Genomic DNA, 19,988 nt, shown 5'->3' with positions numbered 1-19,988 from the left:
TTTTTATGGTTTGCTCCATTAAATTACTAATTTTGTGCGTAATTAAATTGATCCTTTGATGAAAAAAATCCAAATGGTTGACCTCAAAAGTCAATACGATAAAATTGCCACTACCGTCAACGCTTCCATTCAGGAAGTTCTCGATACCAATACTTACATCAACGGCCCGCAGGTGCACGCTTTCCAGAAAAACCTTGAGGAATACCTCGATGTCAAACACGTCATCCCTTGCGCCAACGGAACCGACGCTTTGCAGATCGCCATGATGGGCTTAGGTTTAAAACCCGGAGACGAAGTCATCACCGCCGATTTTACTTTCGCCGCAACCGTAGAAGTAATTGCCTTATTACAACTCACACCGGTTTTGGTCGATGTCGATATCGTCAACATGAACATTTCGATTGAAGCCATCAAAAAAGCCATCACACCCAAAACCAAAGCCATTGTTCCCGTGCATTTGTTCGGTCGTGCCGCCAATATGGAAGCGATCATGCGAATTGCCAACGAACACAACTTATATGTCATCGAAGACAACGCCCAAGCCATCGGAGCGAACTGCAGATTTTCAGACGGCACGAAAAAGAAAGCAGGAACAATTGGTCACGTCGCATCAACATCGTTTTTTCCTTCTAAAAATTTAGGTTGTTATGGTGACGGCGGAGCAATCTTCACCAACGACGACGCACTCGCACACACGCTTCGAGGCATTGTCAATCACGGCATGTATGTGCGTTACCATCACGATGTCGTAGGCGTAAACTCTAGGCTCGACAGTATTCAAGCAGCAGTTTTAAACGCCAAATTACCTTTCTTAGATGAGTACGGAGCAGCGCGTCAGGAAGCAGCGAGAAAATATTCCAAAGCTTTTGAAGGCCATAAAAATATCGTCGCGCCAACGATTTGTGATGTTTGTGACTGCCACGTGTTTCACCAATACACCTTAAGAATTATTGATGCCGACCGCGATGCCTTGATGCAACATTTGCTCGACAAAGGCATTCCGTGCGCGATTTATTACCCGATTCCGTTGCACAGCCAGAAGGCTTATCTCGATGCGCGTTACAAAGAAGAAGATTTCCCGGTTACGAACCAGCTCGTCAAGGAAGTCATTTCGTTGCCGATGCACACCGAGCTCGACGATGAGCAGATACAATACATCACGAACACCGTTTTAGAATTTTTGAAATAATTTTAGGAGCTATTTCCTGCTTTGCGCTACTATCTTTTGCGCCGAACGCCGGCACAAAAGGATAACCGCTGCAATCAGGGCTAGGGCTATATACCAACCAACAACGACAATTAAAAAATGAAAGTATTAGTAACAGGAGGTTTGGGTTTCATCGGATCTCATACCGTAGTAGAATTACAAAATGAAGGTTTCGAAGTTGTCATCATCGACAACCTTTCCAATTCCTCAGAAGACGTTTTAAAAGGCATCGTAGCCATCACAGGGAAAACCCCAATCTTCGAAAAAATGGACTTGCGCGAAAAGCCAGCCGTTCAGAATTTTTTTAAAAAGCATCATGATGTTGCGGGTGTCATTCATTTCGCAGCGTCAAAAGCAGTCGGAGAAAGTGTAGAAAATCCGTTGTTATACTATGAAAACAACATCAGCACCTTGGTTTACATTCTTCAGGAATTACAGAAAAAACCGGAAGCCCATTTTATTTTCAGTTCTTCTTGCACCGTTTATGGCGAAGCAGATAAAATGCCCATTACTGAAGATGCTTCAGTAAAACCAGCCATTTCTCCTTACGGAAACACGAAACAAATCGGAGAAGAAATCATTAACGAAGTTTGTAAAGTAAGCAACATCAATTCTATTTTATTGCGTTATTTCAACCCAATGGGTGCACATCCAACGGCAGAAATAGGAGAGTTGCCTTTAGGTGTTCCTCAAAATTTAATTCCATTTATAACCCAAACCGGAATAGGAATGCGTCAGGAATTATCAGTTTACGGCGATGATTATCCAACGCCTGACGGCACCTGCATCCGCGATTACATTCACGTAGTCGATTTGGCAAAAGCACACGTTGTCGCGCTACAAAGATTGCTCAACAAAAAGAATATCGATAAAGTCGAAGTGTTTAATTTAGGAACAGGCACCGGAAGTTCTGTGTTGGAAGTCATCAATACTTTCGAAAAAGTTAGCGGTAAAAAATTACCTTATAAAATCGTAGGCCGAAGAGAAGGCGATATCATTTCCGCTTATGCCAACACTGATAAAGCCAATCAGGTTTTGGGCTGGAAAGCACAATCAACTTTAGAAGAAGCTTTGAGTTATGCTTGGAAATGGGAACAGAAAATTAGAAGTTAATGAATAATTAACAATGAATTATTAATAATGAAAAAGCCCGAACGTAAGTTCAGGCTTTTTTTATTTAGGCTAGAGAGCATTATTAATAATTAACTATTCATTATTCATTAAGCAGAGATTGTTTCCACATCGCGATTAATCTTATTGACCAAACCAACCAACACTTTTCCGGGTCCAACTTCTGTAAAAGAAGTCGCGCCGTCGGCAATCATTTGCTGAACAGATTGCGTCCATTTTACGGGAGCCGTCAATTGGATGATGAGGTTTTTCTTGATTTCATCCGCATCGGAAACCGCACTCGCAGTTACGTTTTGATACACAGGGCAAATCGGCTTTGAAAAGGTTGTGGCTTCAATAGCTGCTGCCAATTCTTCACGAGCTGGTTCCATCATCGGTGAGTGGAAAGCACCGCCAACAGGTAATAGTAAAGCTCTTTTAGCACCAGCTTCTTTCATGGCTTCACACGCTTTTTCCACGGCTGAAAATTCACCTGAAATTACGAGTTGTCCAGGACAGTTATAGTTCGCAGCTACTACGATTCCATCAATGGAAGCGCAAACATCTTCCACGATTTTATCATCCAATCCTAAAACTGCAGCCATTGTCGAAGGCGCAATTTCACAGGCTTTTTGCATCGCCATCGCACGTTGGGAAACCAGCTTCAATCCGTCTTCAAACGACAAAGCGCCATTGGCTACGAGTGCTGAGAATTCGCCCAACGAATGCCCGGCTACCATTTCAGGTTTGAAATTATCCAAAGTTTTGGCAAGGATGACCGAGTGTAAAAATACTGCGGGTTGCGTGACTTTGGTTTCTTTGAGTTGTTCGGCGGTGCCTTCAAACATGATGTCAGTAATGCGGAACCCCAGAATATCGTTGGCTTTTTCAAATAGTTCCTTCGCTAAAGGAGAAGTTTCGTATAATTCTTTGCCCATTCCGGTAAATTGAGCGCCTTGTCCTGGAAATATGTATGCTTTCATTTCTTTATTTTAGTGTTTTGAAAAGCAAAAATAGCAATTAAATTAGATTTCAATCGCATCGATGATTTCAAGCAATTGATTTTTTAATTCAGGATTGATAATGCCATTCACAGCGTCGAAATTTTCAAAAAAAGAGGGCAATGAAAACGTGCCTTTGAGTTCAGCGCCCTGAAAAGGGAATCGTTTGGAAGCAATATCCAAAACAGTAGCGCCGCCTCTCGCGCCCGGCGAAGTGGCCAACAACAACATCGGTTTTTGCTGGAAGGTTTTGTTGTTGATTCTCGAAGCCCAATCCAAGACATTTTTGAACGCTGTGGAATAGGCACCGTTGTGTTCTGCCAAAGAAAGTACAATAAAATCAGCGCTTCCGATTTTAGCGTAAAACTCATGTGCTAAATTGTGAATGCCGTTTTCTTTTTCCTTATCGACTGAAAAAACAGGCATTTCATAATCATTCAGATCGAGAATATCGAGTTCGACATTTTTAAATTGCTGCGCAGTGTACACCGCCAATTGTTTGTTGATCGAGCTTTTACTTGAGGAACCGGCGAATACTAAAATTTTTTTCATTTAAGAGTTTTTGTAATAAGTGAGTGCGCCCGACGGGCATTTGTTTACGGTTTCAATGATTTTTTCCGTCGAAGAACCTTCGGGTGTGATCCATGGTTTTTCTTTGGGTTTGAACACATCGGGATTGTTGCGTACGCAATTCCCGGAATGGATGCATTTGCCCGACTGCCAGACAATGGTGACTTCGCCGTTGGTGTATTCTTTTTTGAGGTTGTTGGGGTCCATAATTACATTGAGGTATTGATGATTGAACTTCCTTTTAATAGTTTCGAGATCGGGCATTTTTCCGCGATGGCGAGCAAGCGTTCTTTTTGGTCTTCGGGAACGATGCTCGTGAATGAAATCCGTCTGCTAATAATTGTGGTCGTTTCGGTTTCGGTCTTTTGTTCTATATTCAAAGCTACGTGAATCTGCGGAATATCCCAACCTTTGCGGTCGATATACATGCGCAGGGTAGACAACGTGCAACTTCCCAAAGACGCCAAAAGTAAAGAAAACGGATCCGGGCCCAAATTACCGCCGCCAATATTTTCAGGCTCATCGGCAATCAGTTCGCCGTTGAGCCACGAGATCGTGCATTTGTATTTTTGCAAGCCAATGTGGCCGATGATGTCTTCCTGCAATAAATTTCCCATGATTATAAAACGTCTTTGAATGCTGGAGTTTTATCGAACACACTTTTGGCAAACGGGCACAACGGAATGATTTTGATGCCTTTTTCGCGCGCAAATTCCACGGCTTTGGTGACCATCTTTTTTCCAAATCCTTTGCCTTCATTACCTGGATTTACTTCGGTGTGATCGATGATGATTTTGTCTTCGCCGGCAAAAACAAAACTCATCATCGCCTCGTGTTTGCCATCGACATCAATATAAAAAAAACCGTTTTTATCGTTGATTTTTAATTGTACTTCGTTCATAATCTTACTGTTTATTGGTTCATAGGAACTTCCATCAATAGTATTTCGGCATCCGAAGTGGCTTCAAAAGTGACTTTCTCAAAATCGGTGATGCCCAGCCCGTCGCGTTGTTGCAATTCCTCGCCGTCTACTTTCACGCTGCCTTTGATTACAAAAACATAAAGTCCGTTGCCTTCTTTTTTGCGGTTGTAATCTAGCGTAGTGCCTTTATCCAAATTGCCCATGTGAAACCACGCATCCTGATGGATCCAAACGCCGGCATCGTCTGCATTAGGCGAAAGGATTTGCTGTAATTTATTATGGCGATCAGTTGTGTCTAAAGTGATTTGCTGGTAACGAGGCTCTACATTTCGCACTTTTGGAAACACCCAAATCTGAAGCAGATTGGTTCTTTTATCATGGTTCGGATTGAACTCAGAATGTTGGATTCCGGTTCCGGCGCTCATCACCTGAACATCGCCAAATTTGATGACTTCGGTGTTGCCCATGCTGTCTTTGTGCGCCAAATCACCTTCAAGAGGAATCGTGATGATTTCCATATTGTCGTGCGGATGCGTTCCGAAACCCATGCCTGATGCGACAATATCGTCGTTTAAAACGCGCAACATACCAAATTGGACGCGGTTCGGATCATAGTAACTTGCGAAACTAAAAGTATGGTGGGCATTGAGCCAGCCGTGATCGGCATGACCACGGGTATTTGCTTTGTGTAAGATGGTATTGTTCATAATGAATAAATTTAATGATTATTATGATACAAATTTACAATCAATGAATAGCGGATGTGCTTAATGTAGATTAAGAAATTACTTTTATATTGTTGATGTTGATCAATTTTAAAAACTCTGAACGATTTTCAATATTCATAATGTCATAAATCACCTTCAAATGATATTTTACGGTATTTTCCGAAATGAAAATAGTATTGGCAATTTCTTTATTGGTTTTCCCTTGTCGGATCAATTCAATAATTTCAAATTGTCTTTCCGTAAGTTTAAAAGCAGACAAATCGATTTTTGTAAAGCCATGAGTGGATAGGCTGGAACTTAATATTTGCAACTCGTCATGAATACGGACATTTTCTTTTTCGAGTAACAAATTCTTTTCTTTATTGGATTTTAAAAATTGGTAAAACAAAAAGAGTCCGACAAATGATAACAAACAAACCACAAATAAAAAACCCGTGATGAGATTGCTTCTTTTTAAATCAAATTCTTGTTTTTGTATTTCTTTATCTTTTTCTAAAATCTTTAACTGGTTGCTTTTATTGTCAGCATTATAGGCAATGTTCATGGCGTCAATGATTTGAAACGATCTAAAAGCATTTTTCCAATCGTTATCCTGCATTTGTTGTTCTCTGAGCTTTTCATACATATAAATTTTGTATTTCAAAATATGATGTTTTTCGGCACTGCTCAAACCTAATTTAAAAGCATGTATGGCTTTATCTCTTTCTTTTGTTTTCAGATACAACTCCATTTTTTTACCATAAATAATCGGTAAGTTTTTCGGGTTTGCTTTTTCCATCAACAAAAGGGCGTCATCATACTTTTTTTCCGCATCGATATAGTCTTTGTTTAAATAATCAATATAGGCTTCCTGCATGATCATTCCGGCAATATCTGAGGGCTCGATGTGTTTGTAATTGTCTTTTTTTAATTCCTGCATCAACTTGTTGGCCTGGTCATATTTTAAAAGGTCAAAAAAAGCGTAGGCTCTTTCCAGAGTAATCGTGGCTTTAACTTCATTGATCTTGTTTGATTTTAATCCTATTTTATAAGCCTTATCTAAAACTTTTAAGGTTTCTGAATAATTAAATAATGATTTATAAGTGTCAGATTTTAAAATCAAGGCTTTACAGTGATAGTAATGATCGTCTTTATTGTCTTCAATAAAATCAATAATTAAACGGAGACTTTCGTTCGCTTTCCCATTTTGATTGTTACGAATCACCAATTTCTCCAATTGTTCATAGGGCAAACCATTAGCCATGGCTTTTATGGGGAACAAACTCAGCAGTAAAAAAAGGAGTAAGATATTTTTCATTTCAATATAATAAGCCATGCAATTTACAAAAGTCTTTATTTTAAATACATAAAAATACATTTTGTAAACAGCTAACTGTCAGAAATATAGATAAAACTACCCAGTAGGGTAGCGACGATATAGCCACACGGGTAGTATAAAAACTACCCAACAACTACCTGTTAAAAAAATTGCGCTCCAAAATAATAGTAAAACATTTGCTTGACATTTTTAGGAGTATCCGAAAATCCTTTAAAGAGTAGGAAAATCAAAAATCATATTATGTGTAAAAAAATTATTTTTCTTTTTCTTTTGATGTATCAGTTTTGTACTTCGCAAACTATTTATTATGTAGATGCTTCAAAAACGGATAACACAGAGAACGGTCTAACATGGGCTACAGCAAAAAAAGATGTCCAAAACGCGATTGATCTTGCAGTTGCGGGAGATCAAATTTGGATTAAAGCGGGTGTGTATTATCCGAATGCTAGTCCGAATATGACCGCTTCATCAACTGTTACAGCAACGAGTCCGTTAACTTCAAGAGATTATTATATTCAATTGAAAGATGGCGTGTCCATCTATGGTGGTTTTGCGGGTACCGAAACTGCTTTATCACAAAGGAACATTTCTGATAATCCTACTTATATAGATGGAGATATTGGAGTAGCAGGCGATAAAACGGATAATTGTTATCATCTTATGATTTATGTCGGAAACTATTCCACTACGGGTGTTACAGTTGATGGTTTGTTATTAAGAAATGGCAATGCTACACGATTAGCTGCAAGTACTGATTATTCTGAAGAAACCTATATTTTTGCCAACGGATTTGATAATCCTATTCCAAGAAGAATTGGTGGAGGTTTGTATGTGGGACGAGGTTTAAATAATACTATTTCAAACATTGTATTCGAAAATAACGAATGTGAAGTTTTTGGAGCAGCATTATACCTGTATGGAATTTCCGGTCTATTTTGTACTTACAATGTAATTAATTGTTATTTTGTAAATAATAGCTTGTCGGCATCTTCTTATGGCGCTATGTATACTAACGGCGGCAATGTCAATTGTTACAATTCTGTTTTCTATAACAATAGTTGTGGCTCAAATGGAGGAGACGGTGTTGCCTTATATCTTACAAGAACTAAAAACAAATTAGTAAATTGTACGTTTGCCAATAATCAAAGTTATAATGGTAGTGCGCTAAGCATTCAATCATCAGAAACAACTGAAATATATAACTCTATCTTTTATGGCAACACCAGAAGTAATCCATTTTTTGCAGCTACATCTGGTTATGATTTCAGACAATTCTTTGCAGGCCCTACACCAATTATTAAAAACTGTAGTTTGATGCATCCTAGTGCTAATTACACTGCTGCAAATTATACCGAAATGGACGCCACTTCTTCGGGGAATGTTTATGAACAAGAACCTCATTTTTCAAATATCACTGAGATAAAAGGCGCAGATGGTAAATATTTTACAGCCGATGACGGATTGGCTTTATTAACAACTAGCCCATCAAAAAACACAGGTTCAAATACTTTAATTCCTACCGCTGTAACTACTGACATCACTGGTGCTTCAAGAGTATTGGCTACAACAGTAGATATGGGAGCTTATGAAATAGATGGAGTTATGAGTTTGTCGGATACCATATTGGTACAAATCGGCAACGAAGGTGATGCGCCAAATGCAGTGGCTTCAACAGTAACAACTACTCAATTAGGACAAATTGTACCGGCAATCACTGGAATTATTCCAGCCAATCAATCAGCTTATCAATCTTATATTGATGCTAACCCTTATTCATTTAGTGCTCCAGCTACAACAGTCGAAGTGCAAGCTATGGTAAACGCTGTAAATTTGACGGTAACTACCATTTTTTATGTTGATATCGATCAACCAGATAACTCCGGAGATGGACTTTCATGGGCCACTGCTAAAAAGGATTTACAAGTTATTTTAGATAGTTATGGAAATAACCCGGGTCCAAATGTCAATGAAGTTTGGGTAAAAGCAGGCGATTACACACCGACTGCTTTCGTTGGAACTTCAGAAGCCTTGAGAGATAAATCGTTTTGGGTAAAAGGGAACATAAAAATCTATGGAGGTTTTAGCGGAACTGAAACCGGGTTAAGCCAAAGAAATATAGTTGCCAACCCAACGGTATTGAATGGAGTCGGAGCTTATCACACCATGATTGTTACCAATACGAACGCTACATCTTATACGCTTATTGATGGCGTTACCATTACGGGAGGAACAGCAAATGGTACTACAACAAACCCTGCAGGATCTTTTAGCTTTGAAAGAAATTTTGGAGGCGGCGTTCTATGCTACCAAACCGCTCCTGTTTTTAATCATGTAATTTTTAAAACGAATGCTGCAGAATATGGCGGTGGCGTTTTTAATCAAACAGCCTCGCCTAAGTTTAGCAACTGTGTTTTCACCGAAAATACTTCAACATCATATGGTGGAGGTGTGGAAAATTTCAACAATTCTTCGCCTACTTTTACCAATTGTATTATTAGTAATAATGCTGCATTAAGAGGTGGTGGAGCTGCTAACAATGGAGGAGCACCTACTTACATCAATTGTACGATTGTAAAAAATAGTGCCACTGTTGCAACATCAGGTGGTGCATTTCACAATTTGAACGCTTCTGCAAGTACTTACAAAAACTGCATTATTTGGGGTAATTCGGCAAGTGATTTTCTGACAGAAGCTGGAAGCGCCATTAATGTATCTTATTCTGTAACGCAATCAACCATTTCAGGAACAGCTAACTTGTCTGCGAACCCACAATTAGTTGACATTAATGACGGGAATGGTGCCGATGATAAATGGCTTACTAGCGATGATGGTTTTGAAATTACACCAGTTTCTAACTGTGGAAGTACAGGAGATAATAGTGCAATACCATCAAATATTACCGTTGATATTCTTAACAATCCTAGAATTTTGCAAATAACAGTAGATAGAGGTGCTTATGAAGTAGATGGTGCCAATGCTTCTGATTCGGCACTTGCTCAAATTGGTGATGAAGGAGACGCACCAAACACTGTTGCCTCTGAAGTAACTACCACTCAATTAGGGCAAATTGTACCTGTCATTACAAACATTGTAACTGCAAACCAAACGGCTTACCAAGCCTACATTGATGCCAATCCAGATGCATTCAGCGCTCCGGCAACCGCTGCTGAAGTGCAAGCGATGGTAAATACTGTGAATGCACAAGTAGAAGCAGAAGCAGCTTCAACTGCGGTACTTACTCAAATAGGAGACGAAGCAGATGCTCCAAATACCGTAACTTCAACGGTAACAGTAACTCAATTAGACGCTATTTTACCAGCTATAACTGGAATTGTAGAAGCCAACGAAGCAGCGTACCAAGCGTATATCGATGCCAATCCGGATGCATTCAGCGCTCCGGCAACCGCTGCTGAAGTACAAGCGATGATTGATGATGTGAATGCTCAAGTAGCAGCAGAAGCAGCTTCTGACGCAGTACTTACTCAAATTGGAGATGAGGCAGATGCTCCAAATACTGTAACTTCAACGGTAACTGTAACTCAATTAGGTGATATTTTGCCAGCTATTACTGGAATTGTTGAAGCCAACGAAGCAGCTTACCAAGCGTACATTGATGCCAATCCGGATTTGTTTAGCGCTCCAGCTACCGCTGATGAAGTGCAAACTATGGTCAATACGGTAAATGTTGCCTTATCGACAAATAATTTTGATATTAGAAGCATAGTAATTTACCCTAATCCATCTCATGCTATTTTCAATATTAAGACCGATGCCAATGCAGCCATTGAATTGTATGATGCGACGGGCAGAAAATTAAAATCAGATAAAATTGAAATAGGCACAACACCAATAAATGTATCAAATTACAGCGATGGTGTATACTTCCTGAAAATTTCAAACGGAAATAATCAGACTAAAACAATTCGTTTAATAAAACAATAAGTAGTTTTTTTGGGGTTCGTGAGAACTAATTTCAAGCCGCTATATGCGGCTTGATTTTTTTAAATCTAAAAATGCATTCATAAAGAATTTTTTTGGAGGCTAAAGCTATTTCTTCAGAAGTCGCGCTTTCATCTTACTGAAAAACTCTGGCGTCACACCAATATAAGAAGCGATATGTTTTTGGGATACTTTTTGGATAAGCGTAGGGTATTTCGAGCAGAATTTCTCAAAGCGGTCTTCCGCGGACAAACTTAAATTATCCATCAAGCGTTCCTGATGCGCTACTAAAGAATTCTCAGTTAAGATTCTGAAAAAGCGTTCGAGTTTTGGAATTTCCCGATACAACAATTCCTGATTTTCTTTCGAAAGTAATACAACTTCGGCATCTTCTAAAACTTCGATGAAAAGATTGCCAGGTTTTTGCGAAAGCAAGCTATACATGTCACCAATCCACCAACCTTCGCAGGCGAAACTTAAAACGTGTTCTACAATATTATCGTTGATGTTGAAACTGCGCAGCAAACCCGAATTCACAAAATAAGAATGTTTGCAGATCTCTCCGGCATTCAGAATAATCGATTTTGCTTTATAATGTCTGGTCTCGGTTTTGGCTATAAAAAGTTCCTGTTCTTCTGGAGTCAGGCTTACAATTTTAGAAATATTGTCAAGAATCCGATGCAAAACTTATTCTTTTAAAGGAAGCAGTTTGAAATAAGTCACGACAAAACGATTGTCTTTTATAGTTCCGATCACTTCGGCTTTTCTAACGGCTGAACAAAATCCGTCAGCAGCATGCGCATCGCCATGTTTGTCTATTTTGGTACCGTCGATGAAATAAGTTTTCCCATCAATTCTGGCTGCGAGATCACAACCTTTGGCTTTCATTCCGAATTGGCATTGCCCGCAGGAAACCTCAATGATTTGGGTTTTGGCTTTGGTTTGTGCTTGAAGTGCAAAACAAAACAATAACAATACTATCGTGAAATATTTTTTCATTAGGAAACCGCTTCTTTGATTCTTCGCATCGCTTCAGTCAATAGTGCTTCGCTTGTGGCATAAGAAAAACGAATGCAATTTGGGTTTCCAAAAGCATCACCGGTTACGGTAGCTACATTGGCTTCGGACAACAAATACATCGAAAAATCATCGGCATTGTTGATTTTCGTCCCGCGCAAAGTTTTGCCGAAATAATAAGAGACGTCAGGAAAAACATAGAACGCGCCTTCAGGAACATTGAGTTTGAAACCCGGAATGTCTTTGACCAAACCTACGACCAAATCCCTACGACGGTGAAAGGCATCGACCATGAATTTTAAAACCGAAGGATCAGCATCTACAGCGGCAATCGTAGCGCGTTGTGCAATACTGTTGGCGCCACTCGTTACTTGGCCTTGCATTTTGGTACAGGCTTTCGCGATGAATTCCGGTGCGCCGATATAACCGATTCTCCAACCCGTCATAGCAAATGCTTTGGCAACACCATTTACGGTAATCGTTCTGTCGAACATGCCCGGAATCGAGGCGATGCTGCAGAAGGTTCCGGAGAAATTGATGTGTTCGTAAATTTCATCAGCAACAATAAAAATGTTAGGGTGTTTCTCTAAAACTTTTGCAAGTGCCGTCATTTCCTCACGATTGTAAACCGAACCACTAGGATTGCAAGGCGAACTGTACCAAATCATTTTCGTTTTTGGCGTAATCGCTTTTTCAAGTTGTTCGGGTGTGATTTTAAAATCGGTTTCTACCGAAGTCGGAACTTCCACAGGAATACCGCCCGAGAGTTTGATGATCTCAAAATAACTGACCCAATAAGGCGCAGGTAAAATCACTTCATCGCCGTCATTGAGCATCACTTGCGCGATATTGTACAAAGATTGCTTAGCACCTGTCGATACTACGATGTTCGCAGGTTTGTAGTCTAAATTGTTGTCTCTTTTGAATTTCCTGCAAATCGCTTCTTTCAAATCTGCGTAACCATCAACCGGCGTGTACGTGCTGTAATTCTCATCAATGGCTTTCTTCGCGGCTTCTTTTACAAAATCAGGCGTGTTGAAATCAGGTTCGCCCAAACTCAGGCTGATGATGTCTTTTCCCTGTGCTTTTAATTCTCTGGCTAATGCCGCCATGGCTAAGGTCTGCGAAGTTGATAGTTTGTTGATGCGATCCGAAAGAAAATGGTTCATGAAGTATAATTTTAAGGATGGTATGGTTTGTAAAAAGGAAAAGACGCCTTTTGGTGCGTCTTTATGTTTTATGCGAGTTGCGGGTTTTGCCCTAAATCTTTTAGATGTTTGTAATGTGCAATCACGGCGCTTCTCATGGTTTTGAATTCGTGATACGGCAAGTTGCATTCATCTGCAGTCTGCTTTACGAATTCTGCAATTTTTCCGTAATGGATGTGACTGATGTGAGGATACAAATGGTGTTCGATTTGGTGGTTCAATCCGCCGGTAAACCAGTTGACTATTTTATTTTTTGGAGCAAAATTCGCCGTGGTATACAATTGATGGATTGCCCAAGTGTTTTCCATTTCGCCGTTTTCGTTCGGAACCGGATTGTCAGTTTCTTCAACGACATGTGCCAATTGGAATACGATACTCAAGATCAAACCTGCGGTGTAATGCATGACGAAAAATCCGAGCAACACTTTCCACCAGGTAACACCAAAAGCAATCGGCAATACGACCCAGATTAAAGCGTAGATGATTTTGGTAATCACTAAAACCGTCCACAATCTCGTCGGACTTTGCGGTGTTCCGTAGGATAATTTTCTTTTTAAGTAAGCGCTCATCTGTTTGAAATCGGTGGTCAATGACCAGTTGAATGTCAGTAAACCATACAAAAAGAAAGAATAATAATGCTGGAATTTATGAAACCTGCGCCACTCCGCATTTTGCGTAAAACGAATGATTCTACCGGCATCAAGATCTTCATCATGGCCTAAAATATTAGTGTAAGTATGGTGCAAAACATTATGCTGCACTTGCCAGTTGTATACATTGCCCGCCAGAATATAAATGCTGCCGCCCATAAATTTGTTGATCCAGGATTTGGAAGAGTAAGCGCCGTGGTTCCCGTCATGCATCACATTCATTCCGATACCGGCCATGCCGATTCCCATAAGGATATTGAGCAGCAACTGATACCAGATCGACATTTCAAGGGTCAGGATTAAAAAATAAGGCGTCAGGAAAATAGTGAATAAAATCACAGTTTTCAGGTGGATTTTCCAGTTTCCGGTTTTTGGGATGTTATTTTCTTTGAAGTAATTGTTGACTCTGGAGTTCAAAGTCCTGAAAAACTTCATATTATCTTGATTTGAAAAAGTGGGGATCGTAGTATTCATATGAGTTTGTATAATGGGCAAAGGTACTTATTAATAATTTTTGGATTGCCAAAGTTGCTATAAATATTTCAACACTAAAGTATTACTTTTGTTAAAAAAATAAAGCATGGAAGAGATTCTCAAGTATTTCCCAAATCTTACCGCGGAACAGATCCGACAGTTTGAGATGCTCGAAGCGGTGTATCAGGATTGGAATGCTAAAATTAATGTGGTTTCGAGAAAAGACATCGATGCGCTTTATGTCAAACATGTGTTGCATTCGCTGGCCATTGCCAAGATACAGAAGTTCGAACCCGGAACTTATGTTTTGGATGTAGGAACCGGAGGCGGTTTTCCCGGCATTCCGTTGGCGATTCTTTTTCCCGAAACGCGTTTTTATCTGATTGATGTGATCCTGAAAAAAATCAACGTGGTCAAAGCAGTTGCCGAAGCTATCGGGCTTAAGAATGTCAAAGCCGAACAAATGCGCGCCGAAAACGTCAAAGGCGATTTTGATTTTATCGTGAGCCGTGCCGTGACCAACATGCCTGATTTCGTATCGTGGATTTACGACAAAATCAAAAAACAAAACAAACACGAACTCAAAAATGGCATTCTGTATTTAAAAGGTGGCGATCTGACTGAAGAACTTGCGCCATTCCCAAAAGCGACAGAATACAACATCGCTGATTTTTTTGAAGACGAATTTTTCGAAACCAAAAAAGTGGTGCATTTGCCTTTGAAGTTTAAAGCATAAAAAAAGTCCCAGTTTATAGGGACTTTTTTTGTTATTCTTTAATGATTTTTTTGATGACCGTGCCTTTGTTTGTTTCAATTTTAGCGAAGTAGACGCCTTTTTGCAGTAGGCTCACATCCATCGATTTTTCGTCAGATGATTTCGAAATCACCGTTCTTCCGTTGGTGTCGATGATCTGAATTGCTTGAATTGTTATCGCATCAGTAAGTTCTAATTGCAGTTGGTTTTGTACCGGATTTTGAGTGATTGCTAATTGGCTGGACAAGAATGTTTCGGTGCTTAATCCTGTTGCGATATAACTTTCCATTACGGTGTCGGTTTGATCTATAGACGCTAAAGGCACTAAAGCTTTTGTTGTTGAGGTTCTAAAAAGCAGTCCGTCGGCAGATATCAAAGGATCTTGATAATAGCTATACGTGGTTTGTGTTATGGTTCCAACATTGGAAAAGAAGCCATAATTCAAATTAATCGTAATGACAGTTTTTAATCGGGTTGCATTGCTATTGGGAACGCCACCAACATTTCTGTAAAGTGTTCCATAAGCATCAACACTAGTCACGATGTTTCCTGTAAAAGTCCCTGAATAGGTCGTGTAAACATAAGTTCCCGCAACAGTATCGGTATTGCTAAAACCATAAGTCATAGGAAAAGCACCTAAGGTGGCATTGTTGGTGATGAAATTTAATTCTAAGCCAGCAGCCCGTATTCCTGTGATGGAAATCACATTGGCCACATCTTTTACAAACATTTCTGAAGTTTGAACCGCATCTACACTTGATACCACGACATTATTGGTATTTGGAAATGAAGTTAACTGAGCTGCTGTAGGATTTGCTTTAGCATAAGTCGATGTGCCCGTGTTCACCAGCTGGTCGAAATTCCAAACCTGATTCGCGCCAGAAGCAGTCTGATCAATCGGTGTGTTTGAAGTTACGACTGCAAAAGAAGCCGCATCATTGACGTAAAAAGTATTAATAGGCGATTGCGCATAAGTCATTACGGTAATCAATGATGCAATAAAAAGTAATTTTGTTTTCATAAAATTGATTTTTAAAAAAGTATCGAAATGTACTAAATATTTCTGATAATCAGCCCTATAAAAAAAGCCCAATAGTATTTATCAGGCTTTTTTTATGAAGTGTATTGGATTTATTCTCCCAAAAACGGATAACGATAATCTTCAGGAGTTACAAAAGTTTCTTTGATCGTTCTCGGCGAAGCCCAACGCAACAGATTCAACGCTGACCCTGCTTTGTCATTGGTTCCCGAAGCTCTTGCGCCACCGAAAGGTTGCATTCCTACAACGGCACCGGTAGGTTTGTCATTCACATAGAAATTTCCGGCGGCGTTCTGAAGTGCTGTCGTAGCTTCTTCAATCGCGTAACGGTCTTGGCTGAAAATGGCTCCAGTTAACGCGTATTCTGAAGTTCCGTCAACCAGTTTTAAAGTTTCGCTCCATTGGGAATCTTCGTAAACAAATATTGTAATCACCGGCCCGAACAATTCAGTTTCCATCGTGCTATATTTTGGGTTGGTCGTCACAATCACCGTCGGTTCAATAAAATAACCTTTGGATTTGTCGTAGTTTCCGCCGACGATAATTTCGGCATCGGCGTCTTTTTTGGCTTGGTCGATGTAGCTCGCAAGTTTGTCAAACGAACCTTCGTGAATGACTGCCGTGATGAAGTTTCCGAAATCTTCGGGCGAACCCATTTTCATCGATTTTACATCGGCAATCAATTGTGCTTTCACATCGCTCCACAAACTTTGCGGAACATAAGCTCTCGAAGCTGCAGAACATTTCTGTCCCTGAAATTCGAAAGCACCACGAACAATACCGGTCACGACTTGTTTCACATTCGCACTTGGATGTGCCAAAACGAAATCTTTTCCACCAGTTTCGCCAACGATTCTTGGGTAAGTTTTATAATGGTGAATGTTGGTTCCAATCGCTTTCCAGATGTCTTTGAACACATGTGTCGATCCTGTGAAATGAACGCCCGCAAAATCACGGTTCGCAAAAATCGTTTCACTGATCATCTGTGCATCGCCAAAAACCACATTGATGACGCCATCAGGAAGTCCGGCTTCTTTGAACACATCGATGATGATTTTGGCTGAAAATACTTGGCTGTCGCTGGGTTTCCAAACCACTACGTTGCCCATCATCGCAGCGCTTGCAGGAAGGTTCGCAGCAATCGCGGTAAAGTTGAACGGCGTAATCGCGTAAATAAAACCTTCAAGCGGACGGTATTCCAGGCGGTTCCAAACCGATGAATCTGATTTGGGCTGGTCGTTATAAATCTGCGTCATGAACTCGACGTTGTAGCGCAAGAAATCGATAAGTTCACAAGAAGCGTCGATTTCGGCTTGAAAAATATTTTTAGATTGGGCGATCATCGTCGCAGCGTTGATGCGCGCACGATAAGGCCCGGCAATGAGTTCGGCTGCTTTAAGGAAAATCGCGGCCCGTTGTTCCCAAGCTAAGTTGGCCCATTTTGCTTTTGATTCCAAGGCATTGGCAATTGCTTTTTCAACATGGGATTTTTCTGCTAAATGATAAGTTCCCACCACATGTTGGTGGTCGTGAGGCGCGGTCATGTTGCGCGTGTTTCCGGTGCGGATTTGTTCGCTGCCGATATAGAGTGGCACGTCGATTTTTTCGTTCCACATTTTTTTATAAGCCGCTAAGACAGCCGCTTTTTCTGGCGAATTGGGAGCGTACGATTTTACAGGTTCGTTAACTGCTTTGGGTACGTGAAAGAATCCTTTGAGCATATTTTGAGTGTTAGATTGTTGTGGATTATCAGTTGGTTGTCAATTAAATCCGGCGCGAAAGTACAAAGGTTTTTTTTAAATTAGCTTATTTTAAGCATCAGTCTGATACCTATTTAACGAGGAAATCAAAGTATGCTGGAATGCGAAATGTTTCCGATTTCGCTGTTTTGTACATGATAATCAAAAGCCGCTCCTCGTCTTTGTATTGGCCGTAAAGCTGCACAAAATTAGTGATGCTGTCATTGCCTTCTTTTTTATATTCGGTCCGCTTGCCTTCCCAACTGTTTTTTAGTAAAGTTACTTTCAGAGGCTCTGTCTTGAGCTCTTTTAATTTTTTTCCTTGGAGTTTGTTTTTAATCATCGAAACCATCGTGCCACGCATTATTTTTGGCGGTGCAGCGGTCCAAATCATTGCATTTTTGTCGTATTTGGCACTAGATTCCTTCACTTCACAGCTATTGTTTACAGGAAATTCAGTCCCGAAAAAATTGATTTTTTTGTTTTGTGCCGAAACAGCTGATATTAAGAAAACAAAAATAAAAGTCAGTTTCATATGGCTTTGAGGCTTTGAAATGATGTATTGCAGCAAGTTAATTTAAAGCAAAAGGAGCGCTCAGTTTGAAAGTCGGCACGATCACTTTGAAATTTCGCGTAGAAGTAAAATTGATCATGTTAAAATGCCCACGCATCGCGCCAAACGGAGAAGCCAACAAGCAACCCGAACTATAAGTATGCGTTTCGCCAGGTTTCAAAACAGGTTTTTTGCCGATGACACCTTCACCGTCTACGATTTCGAGATCATTCAGCGAATCGAAAATTTCCCAGTGTCTTGAAGTGAGTTGCACCGAATCTTTGCTGTGGTTTTCAATCGAGATTTCGTAACTGAAGGCAAAATGAATCTTGTGATTCTTGAAGTACGTGCCTTCAAAAGTCGTCAGAACCGAAATTTTTATGCCTCTAGTGATTTGTGAAACCATGGTTGATTTATGAGTGGATTGCTGTCAAATTTACGAAAAATTCAATTTTGCAGGATAAATTAAAGTTAAATTTTCTTAATTAATAATGTTCTCCGAAGTCACTACGGTTTTGCCGATGATGCGGTCGTAGCGTTGGTTGTTTTCTTTGTAATAGACTAACGTAAAATAATCGTTGACGGTTTGGAAATGATTGCCATCGATGGCGTTTTCATAATCAATTTTTCCTGATTTGTCGGCCACGACGTATTGGTAATTCGTAAAACCTTGTTTGATCATAATCGCTTTTTCGTAAACCGATTTTTCTGCGTTGTATTCCATTTTGTTTTCGGGCGTCAGCGCGTAATTGTTGAACATGCCATTGACGTAAATATCTTTGTTTTCGTAGAATGAGGGCGCGGAAAGCGTGAAGAAAACCCAGGCGTAATCGGCCTCGATTTCATTATTTTCAACATTGAGGTTTTTGACGATGAAATTGCCGTTATAATCCGGATTGTAAGAGTAAGGCTGCTGCGCTCTGGCCTCGTCAGTATACAGATAGCCATTGTAAACGCCACCTTGCGAATCGATTCTGGCGATGTTGTTTACGGCACTTCGGATGTCTTTATTTTCGAAATATCGGAATTCGTTGCCGCCCCAAAACTGGGTTTCGGCATCGTATTTATAAATCAGGTCGTTGCCAATGGTATACATTGGTTTGATGTTCGTGATGCCGTTGTTGATTTGTCCGTTTTGAAGCAGTAATATCTTCACGTTGCTCAGCGGGCTTTGAAACGTGATGCTACTCGATTTGATGGTGAAGTCCATGTTTTGTTTGTAGTTGATATTGGCTACAGTCCGGGCTCTTTTCACTTGCGACTCAACGCTAACCAAGGTTTCATAAACAATGAATTTTCTCGAAAACACCACTTCGCGGTCTTCATTAACGATTTTGATCATGTAGTTACCGCTGACCAATAAGCGTGTGTTTCTATTGGGAAATTGGATTCGGTAATGGGAATACAGCTGAAGCGTGTTGTACGAATTCGAATAATCCTGAATGCGCTGGTTGTCGAACCCCTGTAAATATTCATTCACGGAAAGTTGCGACGGTTTCCAATCGTAATCGCAATGCACGATCTGGTAATAATAATTGGCTTCGTTGCCGAACAGATCGTCAAACTGCAATTGGAAGGTGTCGCCCAATTGAAAAATCGGAACGATGTTCTGCCCATTCTGGACAAAAGAAACGGTTTTGATGTTGTACGGAGGATTGACTTCTTTTTCTGCCTGGGCGCTCACGATAAACGAAGCAAAGACGAGAAATACTAGAGGGTAAATCGATTTCAGCATACGGTATAATTTTTCAGATAGTAA

General features: G+C 40.2%; 21 protein-coding genes. 4 read left to right on the top strand and 17 right to left on the bottom strand.

What is annotated here, in order from left to right:
- Nucleotides 1–58 precede the first annotated feature (58 nt).
- On the top strand, nt 59–1,189 hold the full coding sequence (locus Q0058_RS04945; protein WP_298221636.1) for a DegT/DnrJ/EryC1/StrS family aminotransferase: 1,131 nt from the start codon (nt 59–61) through the stop codon (nt 1,187–1,189).
- Between the two features lie 9 nt (nt 1,190–1,198).
- Here the strand turns inward: Q0058_RS04945 and Q0058_RS14525 are convergent, their stop codons facing one another.
- Nucleotides 1,199–1,300 (bottom strand): sortase B protein-sorting domain-containing protein, encoded by a 102-nt coding sequence (locus Q0058_RS14525; protein WP_366869715.1) that lies wholly within the window; start codon nt 1,298–1,300, stop codon nt 1,199–1,201.
- 6 nt (nt 1,301–1,306) lie between these two features.
- On the opposite strand from Q0058_RS14525, the gene galE reads away from it, so the two are divergent.
- Nucleotides 1,307–2,320 (top strand): UDP-glucose 4-epimerase GalE, encoded by a 1,014-nt coding sequence (gene galE, locus Q0058_RS04940; RefSeq protein ID WP_298221635.1) that lies wholly within the window; start codon nt 1,307–1,309, stop codon nt 2,318–2,320.
- 107 nt (nt 2,321–2,427) lie between these two features.
- Here the strand turns inward: galE and fabD are convergent, their stop codons facing one another.
- From fabD to Q0058_RS04905, 7 genes are all read right to left on the bottom strand, one after another.
- Entirely contained in the window at nt 2,428–3,300 is an 873-nt protein-coding gene (gene fabD / locus Q0058_RS04935; RefSeq protein WP_298221634.1) for an ACP S-malonyltransferase, read from the bottom strand.
- Between the two features lie 42 nt (nt 3,301–3,342).
- On the bottom strand, nt 3,343–3,870 hold the full coding sequence (locus Q0058_RS04930) for an NAD(P)H-dependent oxidoreductase (RefSeq protein ID WP_298221633.1): 528 nt from the start codon (nt 3,868–3,870) through the stop codon (nt 3,343–3,345).
- A complete protein-coding gene (locus Q0058_RS04925; protein WP_298221632.1) occupies nt 3,871–4,095 on the bottom strand; it encodes a (4Fe-4S)-binding protein in 225 nt (74 codons plus the stop codon).
- A gap of 2 nt (nt 4,096–4,097) precedes the next feature.
- Nucleotides 4,098–4,505, bottom strand: a complete 408-nt coding sequence (locus Q0058_RS04920; protein ID WP_298221631.1) for an OsmC family protein — start codon at nt 4,503–4,505, stop codon at nt 4,098–4,100.
- Between the two features lie 2 nt (nt 4,506–4,507).
- Nucleotides 4,508–4,789, bottom strand: coding sequence for a GNAT family N-acetyltransferase (locus Q0058_RS04915; RefSeq protein ID WP_298221630.1), 282 nt, complete (start codon nt 4,787–4,789; stop codon nt 4,508–4,510).
- An 11-nt stretch (nt 4,790–4,800) separates the two neighbouring features.
- Nucleotides 4,801–5,517 (bottom strand): pirin family protein, encoded by a 717-nt coding sequence (locus Q0058_RS04910; RefSeq protein ID WP_298221629.1) that lies wholly within the window; start codon nt 5,515–5,517, stop codon nt 4,801–4,803.
- 70 nt (nt 5,518–5,587) lie between these two features.
- Nucleotides 5,588–6,835 (bottom strand): helix-turn-helix transcriptional regulator, encoded by a 1,248-nt coding sequence (locus Q0058_RS04905; protein WP_298221628.1) that lies wholly within the window; start codon nt 6,833–6,835, stop codon nt 5,588–5,590.
- 261 nt (nt 6,836–7,096) lie between these two features.
- Here Q0058_RS04905 and Q0058_RS04900 point away from each other — a divergent pair, with 261 nt between their 5' ends.
- Nucleotides 7,097–10,798 (top strand): T9SS type A sorting domain-containing protein, encoded by a 3,702-nt coding sequence (locus Q0058_RS04900; protein WP_298221627.1) that lies wholly within the window; start codon nt 7,097–7,099, stop codon nt 10,796–10,798.
- A gap of 105 nt (nt 10,799–10,903) precedes the next feature.
- On the opposite strand, the gene Q0058_RS04895 is transcribed toward Q0058_RS04900, so the two are convergent.
- The 4 genes from Q0058_RS04895 to Q0058_RS04880 form a co-directional block, all read right to left on the bottom strand.
- The gene (locus tag Q0058_RS04895) at nt 10,904–11,479 is read right to left on the bottom strand and encodes a Crp/Fnr family transcriptional regulator (protein WP_298221626.1); all 576 of its coding nucleotides are present in this window, start codon (nt 11,477–11,479) and stop codon (nt 10,904–10,906) included.
- Nucleotides 11,480–11,482: 3 nt separating this feature from the next.
- A complete protein-coding gene (locus tag Q0058_RS04890; protein WP_298221625.1) occupies nt 11,483–11,794 on the bottom strand; it encodes a DUF6370 family protein in 312 nt (103 codons plus the stop codon).
- Entirely contained in the window at nt 11,794–12,981 is a 1,188-nt protein-coding gene (locus Q0058_RS04885; protein ID WP_298221624.1) for a pyridoxal phosphate-dependent aminotransferase, read from the bottom strand. The genes Q0058_RS04890 and Q0058_RS04885 overlap by 1 nt, the downstream gene beginning before the upstream one ends.
- A gap of 68 nt (nt 12,982–13,049) precedes the next feature.
- Nucleotides 13,050–14,144: an acyl-CoA desaturase gene (locus tag Q0058_RS04880; protein ID WP_298221623.1), complete on the bottom strand. Its 1,095-nt coding sequence runs from the start codon at nt 14,142–14,144 to the stop codon at nt 13,050–13,052.
- Nucleotides 14,145–14,250: 106 nt separating this feature from the next.
- Here Q0058_RS04880 and rsmG point away from each other — a divergent pair, with 106 nt between their 5' ends.
- Nucleotides 14,251–14,880, top strand: a complete 630-nt coding sequence (rsmG, locus tag Q0058_RS04875) for a 16S rRNA (guanine(527)-N(7))-methyltransferase RsmG (RefSeq protein WP_298221622.1) — start codon at nt 14,251–14,253, stop codon at nt 14,878–14,880.
- Between the two features lie 31 nt (nt 14,881–14,911).
- Here rsmG and Q0058_RS04870 read toward each other — a convergent pair whose 3' ends face one another.
- From Q0058_RS04870 to Q0058_RS04850, 5 genes are all read right to left on the bottom strand, one after another.
- Nucleotides 14,912–15,919 carry a T9SS type A sorting domain-containing protein gene (locus Q0058_RS04870; protein ID WP_298221621.1) on the bottom strand — a complete coding sequence of 336 codons (1,008 nt, stop codon included), beginning with the start codon at nt 15,917–15,919 and terminating at the stop codon, nt 14,912–14,914.
- Between the two features lie 110 nt (nt 15,920–16,029).
- Nucleotides 16,030–17,658: an L-glutamate gamma-semialdehyde dehydrogenase gene (gene pruA / locus Q0058_RS04865; protein WP_298221620.1), complete on the bottom strand. Its 1,629-nt coding sequence runs from the start codon at nt 17,656–17,658 to the stop codon at nt 16,030–16,032.
- A 109-nt stretch (nt 17,659–17,767) separates the two neighbouring features.
- Nucleotides 17,768–18,211, bottom strand: coding sequence for a hypothetical protein (locus tag Q0058_RS04860; RefSeq protein WP_298221619.1), 444 nt, complete (start codon nt 18,209–18,211; stop codon nt 17,768–17,770).
- A 37-nt stretch (nt 18,212–18,248) separates the two neighbouring features.
- Complete coding sequence (gene apaG, locus Q0058_RS04855) at nt 18,249–18,635, bottom strand: Co2+/Mg2+ efflux protein ApaG (protein WP_298221618.1); 387 nt, start codon at nt 18,633–18,635, stop codon at nt 18,249–18,251.
- A 75-nt stretch (nt 18,636–18,710) separates the two neighbouring features.
- Nucleotides 18,711–19,964 (bottom strand): DUF5103 domain-containing protein, encoded by a 1,254-nt coding sequence (locus Q0058_RS04850; RefSeq protein ID WP_298221617.1) that lies wholly within the window; start codon nt 19,962–19,964, stop codon nt 18,711–18,713.
- Nucleotides 19,965–19,988 lie beyond the last annotated feature (24 nt).

The sequence above is a fragment of the Flavobacterium sp. genome (genome assembly GCF_027484705.1).
GTDB lineage: Bacteria > Bacteroidota > Bacteroidia > Flavobacteriales > Flavobacteriaceae > Flavobacterium.
This window is presented reverse-complemented; position numbering and strand designations above follow the sequence as displayed.